Below are 16,108 nucleotides of genomic sequence, written 5' to 3'. Positions count from 1 at the left end.
GGCCTTTCGCCTGTCGCTATCGCGGCGAACGTATGCAGGCAAGACGCGAGCGCGGGGTGCGAGAGGCCCCGCGCCCTTGCGCGTGCGGACCGCCTGGAACACTGTCGGTGCGACGCCGCCGCCGGTTCCCGGCGGAGGTTCTTCCGAGGAGAGAGGATGAGCAACGACGGCTGGGAGGAGATCCGCTACGCGGTCGATGCCCGCATAGCGACCATCACGCTGCACCGACCCGAGCGCATGAACGCGTTCACGGCGCGCATGTGCCGTGAGCTGATCGAGGCGCTCGATGCGGCCGACAAGGACGACGACGTCCGCGCGGTCGTCGTCACCGGCGCGGGACGCGCGTTCTGCGCCGGCGCCGACCTGAGCAGCGGCGGCGACACCTTCGACGCCAACGCCAAGGGCTACCAGGACACGATCGACACGCACCGCGACGGCGGCGGCCTCGTGTCGCTCAAGGTGTACTCGCTGAAGAAGCCCGTGATCGCGGCGATCAACGGTGCAGCGGTCGGCGTCGGGATCACGATGACGCTGCCCATGGACATCCGCATCGCCGCCGAGGGCGCCAAGATCGGCTTCGTCTTCGCGCGTCGCGGGATCGTCCCCGAGGCCGCGAGCAGCTGGTTCCTGCCGCGTCTGGTCGGCATCGAGCGCGCCGCGGAGTGGGTCTACACGGGTCGCGTATTCGACGCCGCGGAGGCGAAGGAGGCGCGTCTCGTGAGCCGCGTCCTGCCGGCCGATCAGGTGCTGCCCGCGGCGCAGGAGCTCGCGCGCGAGATCGCGGAGAACACGTCGGCGGTGTCGGTGGCGCTCGCGCGCCAGCTGATGTGGCGCATGCTCGGCGCCGCGAGCCCGCTCGAAGCGCACCGCATCGACTCGAAGTGCATCTTCTACATGGGCCGCTCGCCGGACGCGTACGAGGGCGTGTCGTCGTTCCTCGAGAAGCGTCCGCCGCGCTTCAGCATGAAGCCGAGCACCGACATGCCGCCGTTCTATCCGTGGTGGAGCGAATGAAGACCCGACGCATCCGACGTGCGACCTGGCTCGTGGCGGCGCTGGCGCTGTGCGCGACGGCGGCCAACGTGAGCGCAGCGCCGCCCGTTCTCGACGAGTCGAAGCTCGTCGACCTGACCCACACCTTCGACGACGAGACCATCTACTGGCCGACCGAGAAGGGCTTCGAGCTCGAGCAAGGCCCGCACGGCTTCACGCCGCAAGGCTACTTCTACTCGGCGAACCGCTTCTGCACCGCGGAGCACGGCGGCACGCACATGGACGCGCCGATCCACTTCGCGGAGGGCAAGCTCACCGCCGACGCCGTGCCGCTGCAGGCGCTGATCGGAGCGGCGGTGGTGGTCGACGTCACCGAGCAGGCGAAGCAGGACCGCGACTACCGTCTCACCGTCGAGGACCTGCAGCGCTGGGAGGCGAAGTACGGCCGCATCCCCGACGGCGCGATCGTGCTGATGCGCAGCGGCTGGAACCGCTACTGGCCGGACAAGCTGCGCTACCTCGGTACCGCGGAGCCGGGCGACGTCGAGAACCTCCACTTCCCCGGCTTCTCGCGCGAGGCCGCGGAGTGGCTCGTCACGCAGCGGACGATCGACGCGATCGGCGTCGACACCGCGAGCATCGACCACGGCCCGTCGAAGGACTTCATCGTTCACCAGGTGATCAACGGCGCCAACAAGCCCGCGTTCGAAAACGTCGCCAACCTCGACCGCCTGCCGGAGAGCGGCGCCACGATCATCGCGCTGCCGATGAAGATCGGCGGCGGCTCGGGCGCGCCGCTGCGCATCGTCGCCCTGCTGCCGTGAGATGACGGTGAAGATCGGCATCCCGCTCTTCATGCTGCGTCCGGAGCAGCTGGTGCCGGTCGCGAAGCGCGCCGAGGAGCTCGGCTTCGAGTCGGTGTGGGTCGCGGAGCACCTGGTCTTCCCGACGCGCTTTGCGAGCCGCTATCCGTACACCGCAGACGGCGTGCCGCCGATCCAGCCGTCGACGCCGCTGCTCGACCCGTTGCTGGTGCTCGCGCAGGTCGCGGCGGTGACCTCGCGCATCCGCCTCGGGACGAACGTGTACTTGCCGGCGCTGCGTCACCCGCTGCACGTCGCGCGCCTCGGCACGACGCTCGACGTGCTCTCGGGCGGACGGCTGAGCCTCGGCATCGGCGTCGGCTGGCTCGAGGAGGAGTTCCGCGCGGTCGGCGTCGACTTCGCGCGCCGCGGCGCGCTGACGCGCGAGTGCGTCGCGGCGCTGCGCTGCCTGTGGAGCGAGGACGAGCCCGAGTTCCACGGGCGCACGTGGTCGTTCGGGCCCGTCAAGTTCGAGCCCAAGCCGGTGCAGAAGCCGCACCCGCCGCTGCTGCTCGGCGGCGAGAGCGAGGCGGCGCTGCGCCGCGCGGCGCAGATCGGCGATGGCTGGTACGGCGTGCGGCACACGCCGGAGAGCGCGGCGGCGGTGGTCGGGCGTCTGCGCGCGCTGCGCGAGGAAGCGGGGCGCAGCGCGCTGCCCTTCGAGATCACCGTCGGCCCGAGCGCCGACTCGCTCGACCGCGACGTGATCGCGCGCTTCGCGGACGCCGGCGTCGACCGCCTGGTGTCGCTGCCCTGGCGGCGCGCGCGCGAGGCGATGGACGCGCTCGAGGCGTTCGCGGCGCGGGTCCTGTAGCGCACGCTCGGGTCGCGCACGCCCAGATCGCGCGCGTTGCAAGGGTCTCGCGTCTTCGGAGCGCGGCGCGAGGGCGGCACGCGTGAGCCGCCCCCGCGCATCCGCTCGCGCTTCAGCTCACGGCAAGCCCAGGAGCTGCGTGAGATCGAGCGCGCCCCGCTGGCTCACCGCGCCGACCGCGGGCAAGCCCGCGAGCACGTCGAGCAAGGTCCCCGTCGCCGGGATGCAGAAGGTGCCCGCGAGGCGCATGCCGAGCAGGCTTCCCGACGAGCCGAAGCCCGCGCCGCTCTCGGTCACGACGCGCGCGTCCGGCAGGCCGAGCGCGCCGGGCGCCGTCTGACCTTCACAGAAGGTTCCTTCGGCGTCGGCCGTGATCGTCGACGTGCCGGTGCCGAGCTGCGTGATCGGCACCGTGAGCGCGCCGAAGAAGGTCGCGTCGGCGGGCGGGCAGTCCGGGCTCGTGCCCGCGGCGCCGACCGGCGTGCACGCGCCGCCGGCGTTGGCGCCCGCGCTGCACTGGCCGTTCACGCACACCGGGCAGGGCTCGGTGAGATTCCCCGTCAAGTACACGCGCGCCGAGATCGTGGTCGCGAACGTCGCCCGCGTCGTCAGCAGATCGACCTCGCCGCAGAGATCGGTCTGGAAGGCGTTGACCACCCACGCGCCGAACGAGGTGAGCGGGATCGGCGGACCGAAGAAGCAGTTCGCGTCGTAGTTGCACGTGCCGGGGGCGCCGCCGCAGTGCGCGTCGGAGGTGCAGGCGCCCGCGCCGTCGGTGCCCGGGGCGCCGTTCAGGCAGTGCGCGCCGGGTCCCGCGCCCTTCGTGCAATCGAGCGGACCGCTGCCGCTGCTGCCGCCGAGCTTGACGTCGAGCACGCCGACGCCCTTCACCGCGAGCATCGCGGTGCTGCCGGCCGGGATCAGGATCGGCGCGAGCCCACCCGTGTAGAGGCAGCCCTCGCCGAGGTCCGCGATCTTGGCGTTCGAGCCGTCGCGCACCTGGCCGCTGAAGGGCGGAGATGCGGGTGGATCGAACGCGGCGCCGCCGCAGCTCGGCGAGCCCTCGACCACCGTGAACGGCACCTTGAGCAGCTCCGGCAGGCCGATCAGCGGCCGGCAGAGCGCGGGCAGCGGCGGCAGCGTCGGGATCGGACGCGGCGTCGGCGACTGCGTCGGTTGCGGCGTCGGCGTTGGCGTCGGCACGGGTGTGGGCGTCGGGGCGCAGCCGGTCGCGGTGCACGCGTCGCAGCAGCTCGCGTACTGCCCGACGCACGCGCTGCCGCCGCTCGGCGCCTTGCAGCGCGAGGCGTTGCCGACGATCGTGCACGTCGTCTTGCCTTGACGGTTCGTGCGGCAGCACGACACCGCGCCGGGACGTCCGCACGACGACTTGTTCACGCAGCGCATGACGCTCGAGCGACAGCTCGTGGGCAGCGTGCCCTGCGCGACGTTGGCCTTGACCACCTCGCGCGCGCAGCGGAGGTAGGTCGATCGGCTGCCGGCCGTCGTCGGGCAACCACAGCTCGCCTCGATCGCGGCGCGGGTCGCCGCCACCGCCGCGTCGTCGCCCGGTAGATCACCGCAGCGCGCGCTGACCTCGCCCGCGCCGAGCAGCAGCGCCAGCACGGCGCCGCCGAAGACCATCGCAAGAAACCTCACCGCCACGCCGCATGCGTCGCGTCTCATGCCGTACCCTCCCTCTTGGGATCCGCCGGGAGCGCCTACGACGGTGGTCGAGCAATCGCGCGCAAGGCTGGATCGAGAAGGGAGGGCGCCTTTGCCCGCGTGAGCGGCTCCGCGGCGAACGTGTTGGTCGCGACGCTACTGCATCGCGGGGGCGCGAGGAAGGGGCTTCGCGGCGCGGCTCGGTCGGGATCGACGCCGCGGTTCTCTGCCGGTGGGGGCGGAGCCGTGGGTGTGACCGACGCTGCGGCTTCTGTGCCGGTGGGCGCGGCGTTGGTGGGGACCGGACGGTTGCCCGCACGTGCCTTCTTGGAGGTGGCCGCGCGCAGCGGTCGCGTGGCCGGGGCGATGACGAGCACGTCACGCTCGGCGTGCCTCGCGCGGTTGTCGTGCACGTGCTCGTCGAGATCGCCCCGTCCCCGCGCCCGCTGCGCGCTCACGTAGGGGGGCGACGCTCGGGCGACGGCGAATGGTGTCCGCGGAGACCGGCGCCGCGGTGAAAGTGCCGCGACGCGGGCGCGCGCCACGCGTCGCGGCTTTGCGCGCGGTCAGCTTGCCTGCACGACGAGGCGCGCGCTGGGCTCCGTAGCGGGTTCGGGGCGGCGGAGAAGGTAGAGGAGGGGGCCGACGCTGCCGAGCGTGGCGGTCAGGACGAGGTAGGGCAGCGGCGAGATGCCGTGCTGGCGGGCGTCGCGCACCATCCAGGTGGCGATCAGGCCGAGCGCGATCACCAGGTCGACGGCGCAGGTGATACCGGACCAGGTCGACGTCACCTCGGCGAAGAAGCCGACGTAGCCGACCTGCCAGACGGCGTACGCGGTCAAGAAAGAAAAATCTGCGAGAACGACGGCGAGCAGCACCTTCTTCCAGCTCATGGGAGCCTCCTTTCGTGATCGTGCCGGGCGGCCATCGCCCGGCGCGCGGCTGCTCGTCCAAGCGGCGTGCCGCGCCGACCGTGCACGGCGTGTCGAGCAGGAGGTGCGGCCGGCGCGCGGCGAGCGACGGATCGCGTTGCGCCGCGGCCACCGGCGTTGCGGCTCTGCAACGGCACGGCCGCTTCCTGGTGCGCCGGCTCCGAGCGATTGTTGCTGCTGCGGCGCCGTGCGAGACAATCGACCAGCGCCCTGCACTGGCAGCGGAGTTGCTGCTCCGACGGACGAACGATGACCACCGACGGCGAAGCTGCGGACCACGAGACGGCGATCGCGCACGCGAGCGGAATCGCGGTCGACGAGCCGCGCACCTTCCGGATCCGCGAGCGCTGGCTCGGGCTCGCGGTCGGGGCGGCGATCGGGCTCGTCGACCTGATCGGCACGCTCGCGCTCGGCATCCACTTCGAGATGAACGGCAGCGACGTGACGCTGCTCGTGCTCGGCGTGTACGGCGTGACCTTCGCCGCGTTCGGCTTCACCTTCGGGCTCGTCCTCGAGGCGCGACGCCGCGATCGGAAGGCAGCGGCGATCATCGCGCAGCAGATGGAGACCGTCGCGACGACGCGCGCGCGGCTCGCGCAGAGCGAGAAGCTCGTGGCGCTCGGACAGCTCGCAGCGGCGATCGCGCACGAGGTGCGCAACGCGCTCGGCGTCATCCGCTCGGCGGCGCAGGGTCTTGCCGAGAGCGTGCCCGCGGACGACGTCGAGCGACAGCGCGCGTGCTCGTTCATCAGCGCCGAGATCGACCGGCTCGGCAGCGTCGTGTCGTCGCTGCTCGGCTTCGCGCGCCCGCTGCGCCTCGCGCCGCGTCCGGTCGAGGTGTCGAAGCTCTTCGATCAGGCGCTGCTGCTCGCGCGTCCGGACCTCGAGGCGAAGGAGATCCGCGTCGTGCGCCGCGAGGACGGCGCGTTGCCGCCGGTGCGCGCCGACTCGGACCTGGTCGTGCAGGTGCTGCTCGGGCTGCTCGCGAACGCCGTCGAGGCGGTGCCGCGCGGCGGCGAGGTGGCGCTCGAGGCGCGCGCCACGGACGGCGTCGTCGAGATCGGCGTCGCCGACTCGGGACCCGGCATCCCCGAAGATCTGCGCGCGCGCGTGTTCGAGCCGTTCTTCACCACGCGCGACAAAGGCACCGGGCTCGGGCTCGCGGTCGCGCGCCAGATCGTCGAGGCGCACCAGGGGCGCATCGAGGTCGGCGAGCGTCCGGGCGGCGGTGCGCGCTTCTGCATCTCCTTGCCCTTGGCAACGGTAGCGCCCGCAGCGCTCGCGAGGTCGGCGTGAAGGCACGCATCCTCGTCGTCGACGACGAGGAGCGCATGGCGCAGGTGGTCGCCATGGCGCTCGCGCGCGCGGGCTGGGAGTGCGAGACCTGCACGACCGGCGAGGCCGCGCTCGCCGCGGTCGAGACGCGCGGCGCCGACGTCGTCGTCACCGACTGGCGGATGCCGGGCATGGACGGCATCGAGCTGCTGCGCCGTCTGCACGAGAAGCGTCCCGCGCTGCCGGTCATCCTGATCACCGCGCACGGCAGCGTGCCGTCGGCGGTGGCGGCGATGCGCGAGGGCGCCTTCGACTACATCACCAAGCCGTTCGACAACGACGAGCTGCGCGCGCTCGTCGGACGCGCGCTCGAGCTCACGCGGCTCGAGCGCGAGAACCGCTACCTGCGTCAGGAGGTCGCGAGCCGCTACGCGCCCGACGCGATGGTCGCCGAGAGCGCGCGCAGCAAGGAGCTGCTCGAGCTCGTGCGTCGCGTCGCGCCGAGCAAGGCGACGGTGCTGATCCAGGGCGAGAGCGGCACCGGCAAGGAGCTGGTCGCGCGGCTGCTGCACTTCTGGAGCGACCGCGTCGGGCAGCCGTTCGTCGCGGTCAACTGCAAGGCGTTCGCGGAGGGCGTGCTCGAGAGCGAGCTCTTCGGTCACGAGAAGGGTGCCTTCACCGGCGCGGCGAGCGCGCGCGCGGGCTGCTTCGAGCGCGCGCAGGGCGGCACGCTCTTCCTCGACGAGATCGGCGAGGTCAGCCTCGACTTCCAGGCGAAGCTGCTGCGCGTGCTGCAGGAGGGCGAGGTGCTGCGCGTCGGCGGCACGCAGCCGCGCCGCATCGACGTGCGCGTCGTCGCGGCGACGAACCGCGTGCTGCGCGACGAGGTGCAGGCGGGACGCTTCCGCGACGACCTGTTCTTTCGCTTGAACGTGATCCCGATGCAGCTCGCGCCGCTGCGCGAGCGTCGCGAGGACATCCTGCCGATCGCGAGCCACTTCCTCGCGCGACACGCGGCGGGCGGCGGAAGGCGTCTCGTGCTGTCACCGGAAGCCGAGCGCGCGATCCTCGAGCACCCGTGGCCGGGCAACGTGCGCGAGCTCGAGAACGTCATCGAGCGCGCGGTGGTGCTGGCGCGCGGCGACGTGATCCAGCCCGAGGACCTGCTGCTCGAGCAGACGCTCGCGGTGCCGTCCGCTGCGGCGAGCGCAGAGGCGGCGAACGAGGGCACGCTGCAGGAGTGCCTCGATCGCGCGGCCGCGGCGCGCATCCGCGCCGCGCTCGAGGCCGCGCACGGCTCGCGCGTCGAGGCGGCGCGCGCGCTTGGCATCGAGCGCACGACGCTCTACCGGATGATGAAGCGCCTCGGCTTGGAGTAGACTGCAGGCCGGCTCGACACGCCGCGCAGCCGCGGCGAAGGAGAACTGGCCATGCCCCGCATCCCACACGACGCGCCGACGCTCCTCGCGCACGACCCGACGAACCTCCGGTCGCCCCGCGGTGGCGCGCAGAGCCCGCGGACCGAGGACCGCGTCGACGAGGCCGTCGCGGCGCCAAACCGGCACCTGACGGCGCGGCGGCGCGTCGACGAGCGGCGCGCGGGGACGCGCTCGTGAGCCCGCGCACGTCGCGCGAGGCGCGCACGGGCGGGCGAGATACCGGTGCCGAGCGGGCTACGGTACGCTCGACTTCGAGAGGAGCGCGATGAAACCCCTGTGGCAGCGTAGCGGCTCGGCGCCGGCGAAGGGCGGCCCCGCACGACCTGGAACCAATTCCGGCACCAGCGGACAGAAGCAGCCCCCCATGCCGAAGCGCTCGACCTGGGTGTGGTTCCTCGTCGTGCTGCTCGCGAACTACCTGCTCGTGCGCTTCCTGATGCCGGGTCCGGAAGCGCCGCTGTCGGTGCCGTACACGTTCTTCCGCGAGCAGGTCGACGCCGGCAACGTCGAGGCGATCTTCGGCCGCGGCGAGACCATCACCGGACGCTTCAAGAGCCCCGTCACCTACCCGCCGCCCGAGAGCGCGGCGAAGGCCGAGCAGCCCGGCGAGACGCGCGAGCGCGCGAGCGAGAGCAGCACCCCACGCGCCGCGACGCGCCGCGGAGGCGACGGCCTCGCCGACCCCGGCCCGCCGCGCACCGGCACGACCTTCACCACGACGTTGCCGTCCTTCGTCGACACCGACCTCGAGCGCTTCCTCGTCGCGCACCAGGTCGAGATCAGCGCCGAGCCGATCGACAGCGGCGTCGGACCGCTCGCGACGCTGCTCTACGGCTTCGGTCCCGCGCTGCTGTTCATCGGCTTCTACATCTGGATCTTCCGCCGCGCGTCGCAGGGCGGCATCGGCGGCTTGATGGGCATGGGCAAGAGCCGCGCGCGCCGCTACGACCAGGAGCAGGACACCAAGGTCACCTTCGACGACGTCGCCGGCATCGACGAGGCGGAGAACGAGCTCGTCGAAATCGTCGATTTTTTGCGTGACCCGCCGAAGTACACGCGGCTCGGCGGCACCGCCCCGAAGGGCATCCTGCTGGTCGGGGCGCCGGGCACCGGCAAGACGCTGCTCGCGAAGGCCGTCGCGGGCGAGGCGGGCGTGCCGTTCTTCTCGATGAGCGCCGCGGAGTTCGTCGAGATGATCGTCGGCGTCGGCGCGGCGCGCGTGCGCGACCTGTTCAAGCAGGCGCGCGAGCACGCGCCGGCGATCATCTTCATCGACGAGCTCGACGCGATCGGTCGCGCGCGCGGTCAGGTCGCGCTCGGCGGCTCGACCGAGCAGGAGCAGACGCTCAACCAGATCCTCACCGAGATGGACGGCTTCTCGAGCCGCGAGGGGATCATCGTGCTCGCCGCGACCAACCAGCCCGAGGTGCTCGACAAGGCGCTGCTGCGTCCGGGACGCTTCGACCGCCGCGTCGTGGTGAACCTGCCGGACAAGAACGGCCGCGAGGCGATCCTCAAGGTCCACACGCGCAAGGTGCCGCTCGCGAAGGACCTGAGCCTCGCCGAGATCGCGGGCGCGACGCCGGGCTTCTCCGGCGCGGACCTGAAGAACCTGGTGAACGAGGCGGCGCTGCTCGCCGCGCGCCGTGACCAGACCGAGGTGCGTCAGCAGGACTTCTTCGACGCGCTCGAGAAGATCGTCCTCGGACCGGAGCGTCCGCTGCTCCTGAGCCGCGCCGACAAGGAGCGCATCGCCTACCACGAGGGCGGACACGCGATCCTCGGGCTCGTCGTGCCGGGCGCCGACCCGGTGCACCGCGTGAGCATCGTGCCGCGCGGGCTCGCGCTCGGCGTCACCTACCAGCGCCCCGACAGCGATCGCTACAACTACCCGGAGGCGTACCTGCGCGCGCGCATCATCGGCATGCTCGGCGGTCGCGCCGCGGAGGAGATCGTGTACGGCACGAAGACGACCGGCGCCGAGAGCGACATCGAGCAGGCGACCGATCTCGCGCGTCGCATGGTGACGCGCTGGGGAATGAGCGAGCGTCTCGGCCTCGTGCAGCTCGGCCCGCGCGAGAACCCGTATCTCGGGACGCAGGCCGGATTCGGTCTGAGCAAGCCGTTCAGCGAGGAGACCGCGAAGCTCATCGACGCCGAGGTGCGCAGGATCATCAGCGAGTGCCACGAGGAGGCGCGCCAGCTCTTGACCAAGCACCGCAAGGCGCTCGACGCCCTCGCGGCGGCGCTGCTCGAGCGCGAGACGCTCGACGAGAAGGAGATCCACGAGGTGACCGGCTTGCCGCCGGCGCCGCAGCTCGAGACCGGCATCGTGCCGCTCGTCGACGAGCCGCCCGCCGACGCGGTCGCAAGGAAGTCGGCGGGTTGAGCAGGGCTGGCACCACGGCCGCGCGACGTCCGACGGATCCGAGCGTCGCAGGCGCGCCGGCGGGTCTCGAGCGACCCGCGTACCGCGCCACCGTCGACGAGGTCGTCGCGGCGCTCGGCACCGATCTGCGCAATGGCTTGACGGCGAGCGAAGCGCGCGCGCGCCTCGAGCGCTTCGGCCGCAACGAGCTCGCCGGCGAGGAGCGCGTGCCCGCGTGGCGCAAGTTCCTCGCGCAGTTCCAGGACGTGCTCGTCATCCTGCTGCTGATCGCGACGCTGATCTCGGCCGCGATCTGGTTCTACGAGCGCGACGCCGCGGCGCCTTACGAGGCGATCGCGATCTTCGCCGTCGTGCTGCTCAACGCGATCCTCGGCTACGTGCAGGAGGCGCGCGCCGAGCACGCGCTCGCGGCGCTGCGCCAGATGGCGGCGGCGCAAGCGCACGTCGTGCGCGACGGCGAGCGACGCAGCGTGCCCGCGACGGAGATCGTCCCCGGCGACGTCATCCTGATCGAGGAAGGCGACACCATCCCCGCCGACGCGCGCGTCGTGCAGGCGACCGCGCTGCAGACCTCCGAGGCGGCGCTGACCGGCGAGAGCTTGCCGGTCGAGAAGGACGACCTGCCGATCGAGGACGAGGTCGGCATCGGCGACCGCCACAACATGGTGTTCAGCGGCACCGCCGCGACCTACGGCCGCGGTCGCGCGGTGGTGGTCGCGACCGGGATGCAGACCGAGATGGGCCGCATCGCCGGGCTGCTGCGCGCCGCGACGGACGACGCGACGCCGCTGCAGAAGGAGCTCGATCGCACCGGCAAGCTGCTCGGCGGCATCGTCGTGCTGATCGCGATCGTGCTGATCGCGACCGTGCTGATGGTCGAGGACGTGGACGGCGTGGCGGCGCTCGTCGACGTGTTCGTCATGGGCGTGGCGCTCGCCGTCGCCGCCGTGCCGGAGGGGCTGCCGGCGGTGGTCACGGCGGTGCTGTCGCTCGGCGTGCAGCGCATGGCCCGGCGCCGCGCGATCGTCCGACACCTCGCCGCGGTCGAGACGCTCGGCTCGGCGAACGTCATCGCGTCCGACAAGACCGGCACGCTGACCAAGAACGAGATGACGGTGCGCGTGGTCGTGACCGCGAGCGGCCGCGTCCGCTTCGGCGGCACCGGCTACGCGCCGGAAGGCGAGGTGACCGCCGAGAACGGTTCCGCGATCGAGGGCGCGCTGCGCGCCGAGCTGATCCGCGCGCTCGCCGCCGCCGACCGCGCCAACAACGCGGTGCTGCAGAAGCGCGGCGGACGCTGGGTCGTGCACGGCGATCCCACCGAGGGCGCGCTGATCGTCGCCGCGCACAAGGCGGGTCTCACCGAGGAGACGCTGGACGCGCGCTTCGAGCGCGTCGGCGAGGTGCCGTTCTCGTCCGAGCGCAAGCTCATGAGCACGATCCACACCGACGCCGAGCGCGCCGGGCGGCTGCGCGTCTTCACCAAGGGCGCGCCCGACGTGCTGCTCGCGCGCTGCACGCACGAGCTGGTCGGCGAGGAGACGCGGCCGCTCACCGACGAGCGTCGCGCCGAGATCGGGCGGGCGAACGACGAGCTCGCGGGCGAGGCGCTGCGCACGCTCGGCGTCGCGATGCGCACGCTGCCCGAGAACGCGCTCGCGAACGACGATCCGAACGACGAGGTCGAGCGCGAGCTCGTCTTCCTCGGCCTGATCGGCATGATCGATCCGCCGCGCAGCGAAGCGGGCGAAGCGGTCGCGCGTGCGCGCTCGGCCGGCATCCGTCCGATGATGATCACCGGCGACCACCCGCGCACGGCCGCGGTGATCGCGCAGCAGCTCGGCATCGCGGACACGGCGCGTGCGGTGACGGGCGCCGAGCTCGAGAAGGCGTCCGACGAGGAGCTCGACCGCACCGTGGCCGAGGTGTCGGTCTACGCGCGCGTCAATCCGGAGCACAAGCTGCGCATCGTCGAGGCGCTGCAGCGCGGCGGCGCGATCGTCGCGATGACCGGCGACGGGGTCAACGACGCGCCGGCGCTCAAGACCGCGGACATCGGCGTCGCGATGGGCATCACCGGCACCGACGTGTCGAAGCAGGCGGCCGACATGGTGCTCGCCGACGACAACTTCGCGACCATCGTCGCGGCGGTCGAGGAAGGGCGCGCGATCTTCGCCAACATCCGCAAGTTCCTGCGCTACCTGCTCGGCACCAACATCGGCGAGGTGCTGACGATGTTCCTCGGCGTGCTGTTCGGCGACGCGCTCGGGCTCGCGGCGCACGAAGGCGTCGTGCTGCCGCTGCTCGCGACCCAGCTCCTGTGGATCAACCTCGTGACCGACGGCGCGCCCGCGCTGGCGCTCGGCATCGATCCGGCCGATCCGGACATCATGCGCGAGCCGCCGCGGCCGCGCGACGAGAGCGTCATCACGCCGGCGATGTGGCGCAGCATCCTGTTCGTGGGCGTGGTGTTCGCCGTGACGACGCTCGGCATGATCGACGCCTGCCTGCCCGGCGGATTCATCGAGGGCTCGGGCGACCTGCGCTACGCGCAGACGATGGCGTTCAACACGCTCGTCTTCGCGTCGCTGTTCGCCGTGCTCAGCGTGCGCTCCGACGTGCAGAGCACCTTCGTCGGGCTGTTCCGCAACCGCTGGCTGTGGGGCGCGATCCTGATGTCGGCGGCGCTGCAGGTCGCGGTCATCTACGTGCCGTTCCTGCAGGAGGCGTTCTCGACCGTGCCGCTCACGGTGGGCGACTGGATCGCCTGCATCGCGGTCGGCAGCGTGGTGCTGTGGCTGCGCGAGATCACCAAGCTGGTGAAGCGCGTGATGCTGCGCGCGCGTAACGCTGACGCTGCGGCGTGACGCGCGGCACCACACGGGAGGCGTTGCGCAGCCTGCGGGCGCTGTCCCGCGCGCTCGCGCACAGCGAGATCCGCGGCCGCGCTGCCGCGATGGCGATCCTGCTGTTCGTTTTTCTCTTGACGATCAACGGGCTCAACGTGGTCAACAGCTACGTCGGCCGCGACTTCATGACCGCGATCGAGCAGCAGGACCAGCGCGCGTTCGTCCGTCAGGCGCTGATCTACGCCGGCTTCTTCGTGCTCTTGACGGTGGTCGCGGTGCTCTACCGATTCACCGAGGAGCGGCTCGGGCTCCTGTGGCGCGAGTGGCTGACGGAGCAGCTCGTCGACCGCTACCTGCGCGATCACGTCTACTACGACCTGAACGTCTCCGGCACGCTGACCAATCCCGACCAGCGGATCGCCGACGACGTGCGCTCGTTCACGACCAACACGCTGTCGCTCGCGCTGATCTTCACCAACGGCTTGATCACCATCGCCGCGTTCTCGGGCGTGCTGTGGTCGATCAGCGGGACGCTGTTCCTGGTCGCGGTCGGCTACGCGGCGCTCGGCTCGGTGCTGACGATCGGCTTCGGTCGTCCGCTGGTGCGGCTCAACTACGCGCAGGCCGACTGCGAGGCGAACTTCCGCGCGGAGCTCGTGCACGTGCGCGAGAACGCCGAGCACCTCGCGATGGCGCATCGCGAGCGTCACATGCGCGGACGTCTGCGACAGGACGTCGAGGCGCTGGTGCAGAACATGCGGCGCATCATCGCCGTCAACCGCAACCTCGGCTTCTTCACGACCGGCTACAACTACTTCATCCAGCTCATCCCGGTGCTGGTCGTCGCGCCGATGTTCATCCGCGGCGAGGTCGAGTTCGGCGTCATCTCGCAGTCGTCGATGGCGTTCGCGCACCTGATGGGCGCCTTCTCTCTGGTGGTGACGCAGTTCCCGCAGCTCTCGTCCTACGCGGCGGTGGTGGCGCGGCTCGGCGCCCTGACCTACGCCATCGACTCCGTCGCCACGCGTCCGAGCCCGGGCGTCGAGATCGTCGAGGACGAGCGGCGCTTCGCGTTCGAGAACGTCACGCTGCGCTCGTCGCACGACCGGCGCGTGGTGGTGCGCGACTTGACGCTCGAGCTGCCGCCGCGCGCGCACGTCCTGGTCCGCGTGCCGACGCCGGGCACGGCGACCGCGCTACAGCGCGCCGTCGCCGGCGTCTGGGAACGCGGCGAGGGTCGCATCGTGCGGCCGCCGCTCGACGACGTGCTGATGCTCCCCGAGCGGCCCTACCTGCCGCCGGGGACGCTGCGCGAGCTGGTGCTCGGGACGGAGACGAGGAACGTGTCCGAGGACGAGCTCTGGTCCGTGCTGCGGCGCCTCGGCCTCGAGGGCACCGTGCGACGCGTGGGCGGGCTCGACGTCGAGCGCGACTGGGACGACGTGCTCACGGTCGACGAGCAGCGGCTGATCGGCATCGCCCGCATCGCGCTCGCCGGCGTGCGCTACGCGATGCTGGCTGACGTCGAGGAGGCGTTCGGCAGCGAGCGCGCGCGCCGCGTGCTCGACCTGCTCGCCGAGCGCGGCATCGGCTGCGTCGAGCTCGCCGAGGGCGAGATCGAGCGCCCTGAGGCGGCGGCGACGATCGTCATCGCGCTCGACGGCAGCTGGACGCAGCCGGTGGCGCAGGCGCGCGTGTCCTGACGGCGCGCGGTCTGGCGAGCCACGCGATCCGCCGACGCGGGCCGCGCCGTGCTCCGCGGTCCCGGCGACGCAGCCCGCTCGCTTGCGTCCTCAGCGCGCGATCACGACCTTCAGCGCTCCCGTCTCGGCGGCACGCGAGAACGTGTCGTAGGCGGCGAGCATGTCGTCGAGCGCGAAGCGGTGCGTGATGAACTTGCCGACCTCGAGCCGACCTTCGGCGATGAGCTTGCGCAGCATCGGGGTCGTGTTGGTGTTCACGAGCCCGGTGGTGATGGTCACGTTCTGGATCCAGAGATCCTGCAGGCGCAGCAGAACCGGCTTGCCGTGCACGCCGACGTTGGCGACGTGCCCGCCGGGGCGGACGATCTCCGTCGCCATGTCGAAGGTCTCGGGCACGCCGACCGCCTCCACCGCGACGTCGACGCCGAAGCCGTCGGTCATCGCCATGACCTTGTCGCGCCAGTTCGGGTCGCGGGAGCTGATCCCGTCGCTCGCGCCGAATTTCTTTGCTTGTTCGATGCGCTTCTCGTCGAGATCGATCGCGATGATGCGCGCGGCGCCGTAGAGCCCCGCGGTCGCGATCACGGCGAGGCCGATCGGCCCCGCGCCGATCACGGCGACGACGTCGCCCGGCTTGGTCGCGCCGTACTGCACGCCGATCTCGAAGCCGGTCGGCAAGATGTCGCTCAGCAGCACGGCGTGCTCGTCCGGGACGCCCTCGGGCACCCGGTACAGCGAGTTGTCGGCGTAGGGCACGCGCACGTACTCCGCCTGCGTGCCGTCGATCAGGTGCCCGAGCACCCAGCCGACGCCGGGCGCGCCCTCGTCGCCGAGGCAGTGCGCGTACATCGCCTGCTTGCAGAACGCGCAGCGGCCGCAGGACTTGATGCAGGACACGATGACGCGATCGCCCTTGGCGAGCGTCGTCACCGCGCTGCCCACCTCGACGATCGTGCCCACACCCTCGTGGCCGAGGATGCGTCCCGGCTGCACGGCAGGCACGTCGCCCTTCAGGATGTGCAGATCGGTGCCGCAGATCGTCGTCGTGTCGATGCGCACGATGGCGTCGGTCGGCTGCTCGATGCGCGGATCGGGGACGTCCTCCCACGCCTTCTTGCCCGGCCCGTGGTAAACCAGCGCCTTCATCGTGTGCTCCTCCGACGGCCGGCGACGGCGGCCGTCAACG

At 71.9% G+C, this 16,108-nt stretch carries 12 protein-coding genes; 9 read left to right on the top strand and 3 right to left on the bottom strand.

Annotation, left to right across the window (positions count from 1 at the left end):
* Positions 1–156 precede the first annotated feature (156 nt).
* The 3 genes from VIS07_13490 to VIS07_13480 are packed head-to-tail and all read left to right on the top strand — an operon-like array spanning position 157 to position 2,670.
* Complete coding sequence (locus tag VIS07_13490) at positions 157–1,014, top strand: crotonase/enoyl-CoA hydratase family protein (protein ID HEY8516519.1); 858 nt, start codon at positions 157–159, stop codon at positions 1,012–1,014.
* Complete coding sequence (locus VIS07_13485; GenBank protein ID HEY8516518.1) at positions 1,011–1,817, top strand: cyclase family protein; 807 nt, start codon at positions 1,011–1,013, stop codon at positions 1,815–1,817. The genes VIS07_13490 and VIS07_13485 overlap by 4 nt, the downstream gene beginning before the upstream one ends.
* 7 nt (positions 1,818–1,824) lie before the next feature.
* The gene (locus VIS07_13480) at positions 1,825–2,670 is read left to right on the top strand and encodes an LLM class F420-dependent oxidoreductase (protein HEY8516517.1); all 846 of its coding nucleotides are present in this window, start codon (positions 1,825–1,827) and stop codon (positions 2,668–2,670) included.
* 117 nt (positions 2,671–2,787) lie between these two features.
* On the opposite strand, the gene VIS07_13475 is transcribed toward VIS07_13480, so the two are convergent.
* Together VIS07_13475 and VIS07_13470 are read right to left on the bottom strand one after the other, a co-directional pair.
* The gene (locus VIS07_13475; GenBank protein ID HEY8516516.1) at positions 2,788–4,356 is read right to left on the bottom strand and encodes a hypothetical protein; all 1,569 of its coding nucleotides are present in this window, start codon (positions 4,354–4,356) and stop codon (positions 2,788–2,790) included.
* A 545-nt stretch (positions 4,357–4,901) separates the two neighbouring features.
* Complete coding sequence (locus VIS07_13470; protein ID HEY8516515.1) at positions 4,902–5,228, bottom strand: DUF2834 domain-containing protein; 327 nt, start codon at positions 5,226–5,228, stop codon at positions 4,902–4,904.
* A 288-nt stretch (positions 5,229–5,516) separates the two neighbouring features.
* On the opposite strand from VIS07_13470, the gene VIS07_13465 reads away from it, so the two are divergent.
* The 6 genes from VIS07_13465 to VIS07_13440 all read left to right on the top strand — a co-directional run bounded on the left by VIS07_13465 (position 5,517) and on the right by VIS07_13440 (position 14,922).
* A complete protein-coding gene (locus VIS07_13465) occupies positions 5,517–6,563 on the top strand; it encodes an ATP-binding protein (GenBank protein ID HEY8516514.1) in 1,047 nt (348 codons plus the stop codon).
* Positions 6,560–7,921: a sigma-54 dependent transcriptional regulator gene (locus tag VIS07_13460; GenBank protein ID HEY8516513.1), complete on the top strand. Its 1,362-nt coding sequence runs from the start codon at positions 6,560–6,562 to the stop codon at positions 7,919–7,921. Before VIS07_13465 ends, VIS07_13460 begins: the two co-directional genes overlap by 4 nt.
* Positions 7,922–7,972: 51 nt before the next feature.
* Positions 7,973–8,158: a hypothetical protein gene (locus tag VIS07_13455; GenBank protein ID HEY8516512.1), complete on the top strand. Its 186-nt coding sequence runs from the start codon at positions 7,973–7,975 to the stop codon at positions 8,156–8,158.
* 187 nt (positions 8,159–8,345) lie between these two features.
* Positions 8,346–10,370, top strand: a complete 2,025-nt coding sequence (gene ftsH, locus VIS07_13450; protein ID HEY8516511.1) for an ATP-dependent zinc metalloprotease FtsH — start codon at positions 8,346–8,348, stop codon at positions 10,368–10,370.
* Complete coding sequence (locus VIS07_13445) at positions 10,367–13,237, top strand: cation-translocating P-type ATPase (protein HEY8516510.1); 2,871 nt, start codon at positions 10,367–10,369, stop codon at positions 13,235–13,237. Before ftsH ends, VIS07_13445 begins: the two co-directional genes overlap by 4 nt.
* Positions 13,234–14,922 carry an SbmA/BacA-like family transporter gene (locus VIS07_13440; protein ID HEY8516509.1) on the top strand — a complete coding sequence of 563 codons (1,689 nt, stop codon included), beginning with the start codon at positions 13,234–13,236 and terminating at the stop codon, positions 14,920–14,922. The genes VIS07_13445 and VIS07_13440 overlap by 4 nt, the downstream gene beginning before the upstream one ends.
* Before the next feature lie 90 nt (positions 14,923–15,012).
* Here the strand turns inward: VIS07_13440 and VIS07_13435 are convergent, their stop codons facing one another.
* The gene (locus VIS07_13435; GenBank protein HEY8516508.1) at positions 15,013–16,068 is read right to left on the bottom strand and encodes a zinc-dependent alcohol dehydrogenase family protein; all 1,056 of its coding nucleotides are present in this window, start codon (positions 16,066–16,068) and stop codon (positions 15,013–15,015) included.
* Positions 16,069–16,108 lie beyond the last annotated feature (40 nt).

The sequence above is a fragment of the Candidatus Binatia bacterium genome, from assembly GCA_036563615.1.
GTDB lineage: Bacteria > Desulfobacterota > Binatia > UBA12015 > UBA12015 > DATCMB01.
This window is presented reverse-complemented; position numbering and strand designations above follow the sequence as displayed.

Coding starts and splice junctions, on each gene's coding strand:
- VIS07_13490 (HEY8516519.1), top strand. CDS start 157: ATGAGCAACGACGGCTGGGAGGAGATCCGCTACGCGGTCGATGCCCGC.
- ftsH (HEY8516511.1), top strand. CDS start 8,346: ATGCCGAAGCGCTCGACCTGGGTGTGGTTCCTCGTCGTGCTGCTCGCG.
- VIS07_13455 (HEY8516512.1), top strand. CDS start 7,973: ATGCCCCGCATCCCACACGACGCGCCGACGCTCCTCGCGCACGACCCG.
- VIS07_13485 (HEY8516518.1), top strand. CDS start 1,011: ATGAAGACCCGACGCATCCGACGTGCGACCTGGCTCGTGGCGGCGCTG.
- VIS07_13470 (HEY8516515.1), bottom strand. CDS start 5,228: ATGAGCTGGAAGAAGGTGCTGCTCGCCGTCGTTCTCGCAGATTTTTCT.
- VIS07_13475 (HEY8516516.1), bottom strand. CDS start 4,356: ATGAGACGCGACGCATGCGGCGTGGCGGTGAGGTTTCTTGCGATGGTC.
- VIS07_13465 (HEY8516514.1), top strand. CDS start 5,517: ATGACCACCGACGGCGAAGCTGCGGACCACGAGACGGCGATCGCGCAC.
- VIS07_13435 (HEY8516508.1), bottom strand. CDS start 16,068: ATGAAGGCGCTGGTTTACCACGGGCCGGGCAAGAAGGCGTGGGAGGAC.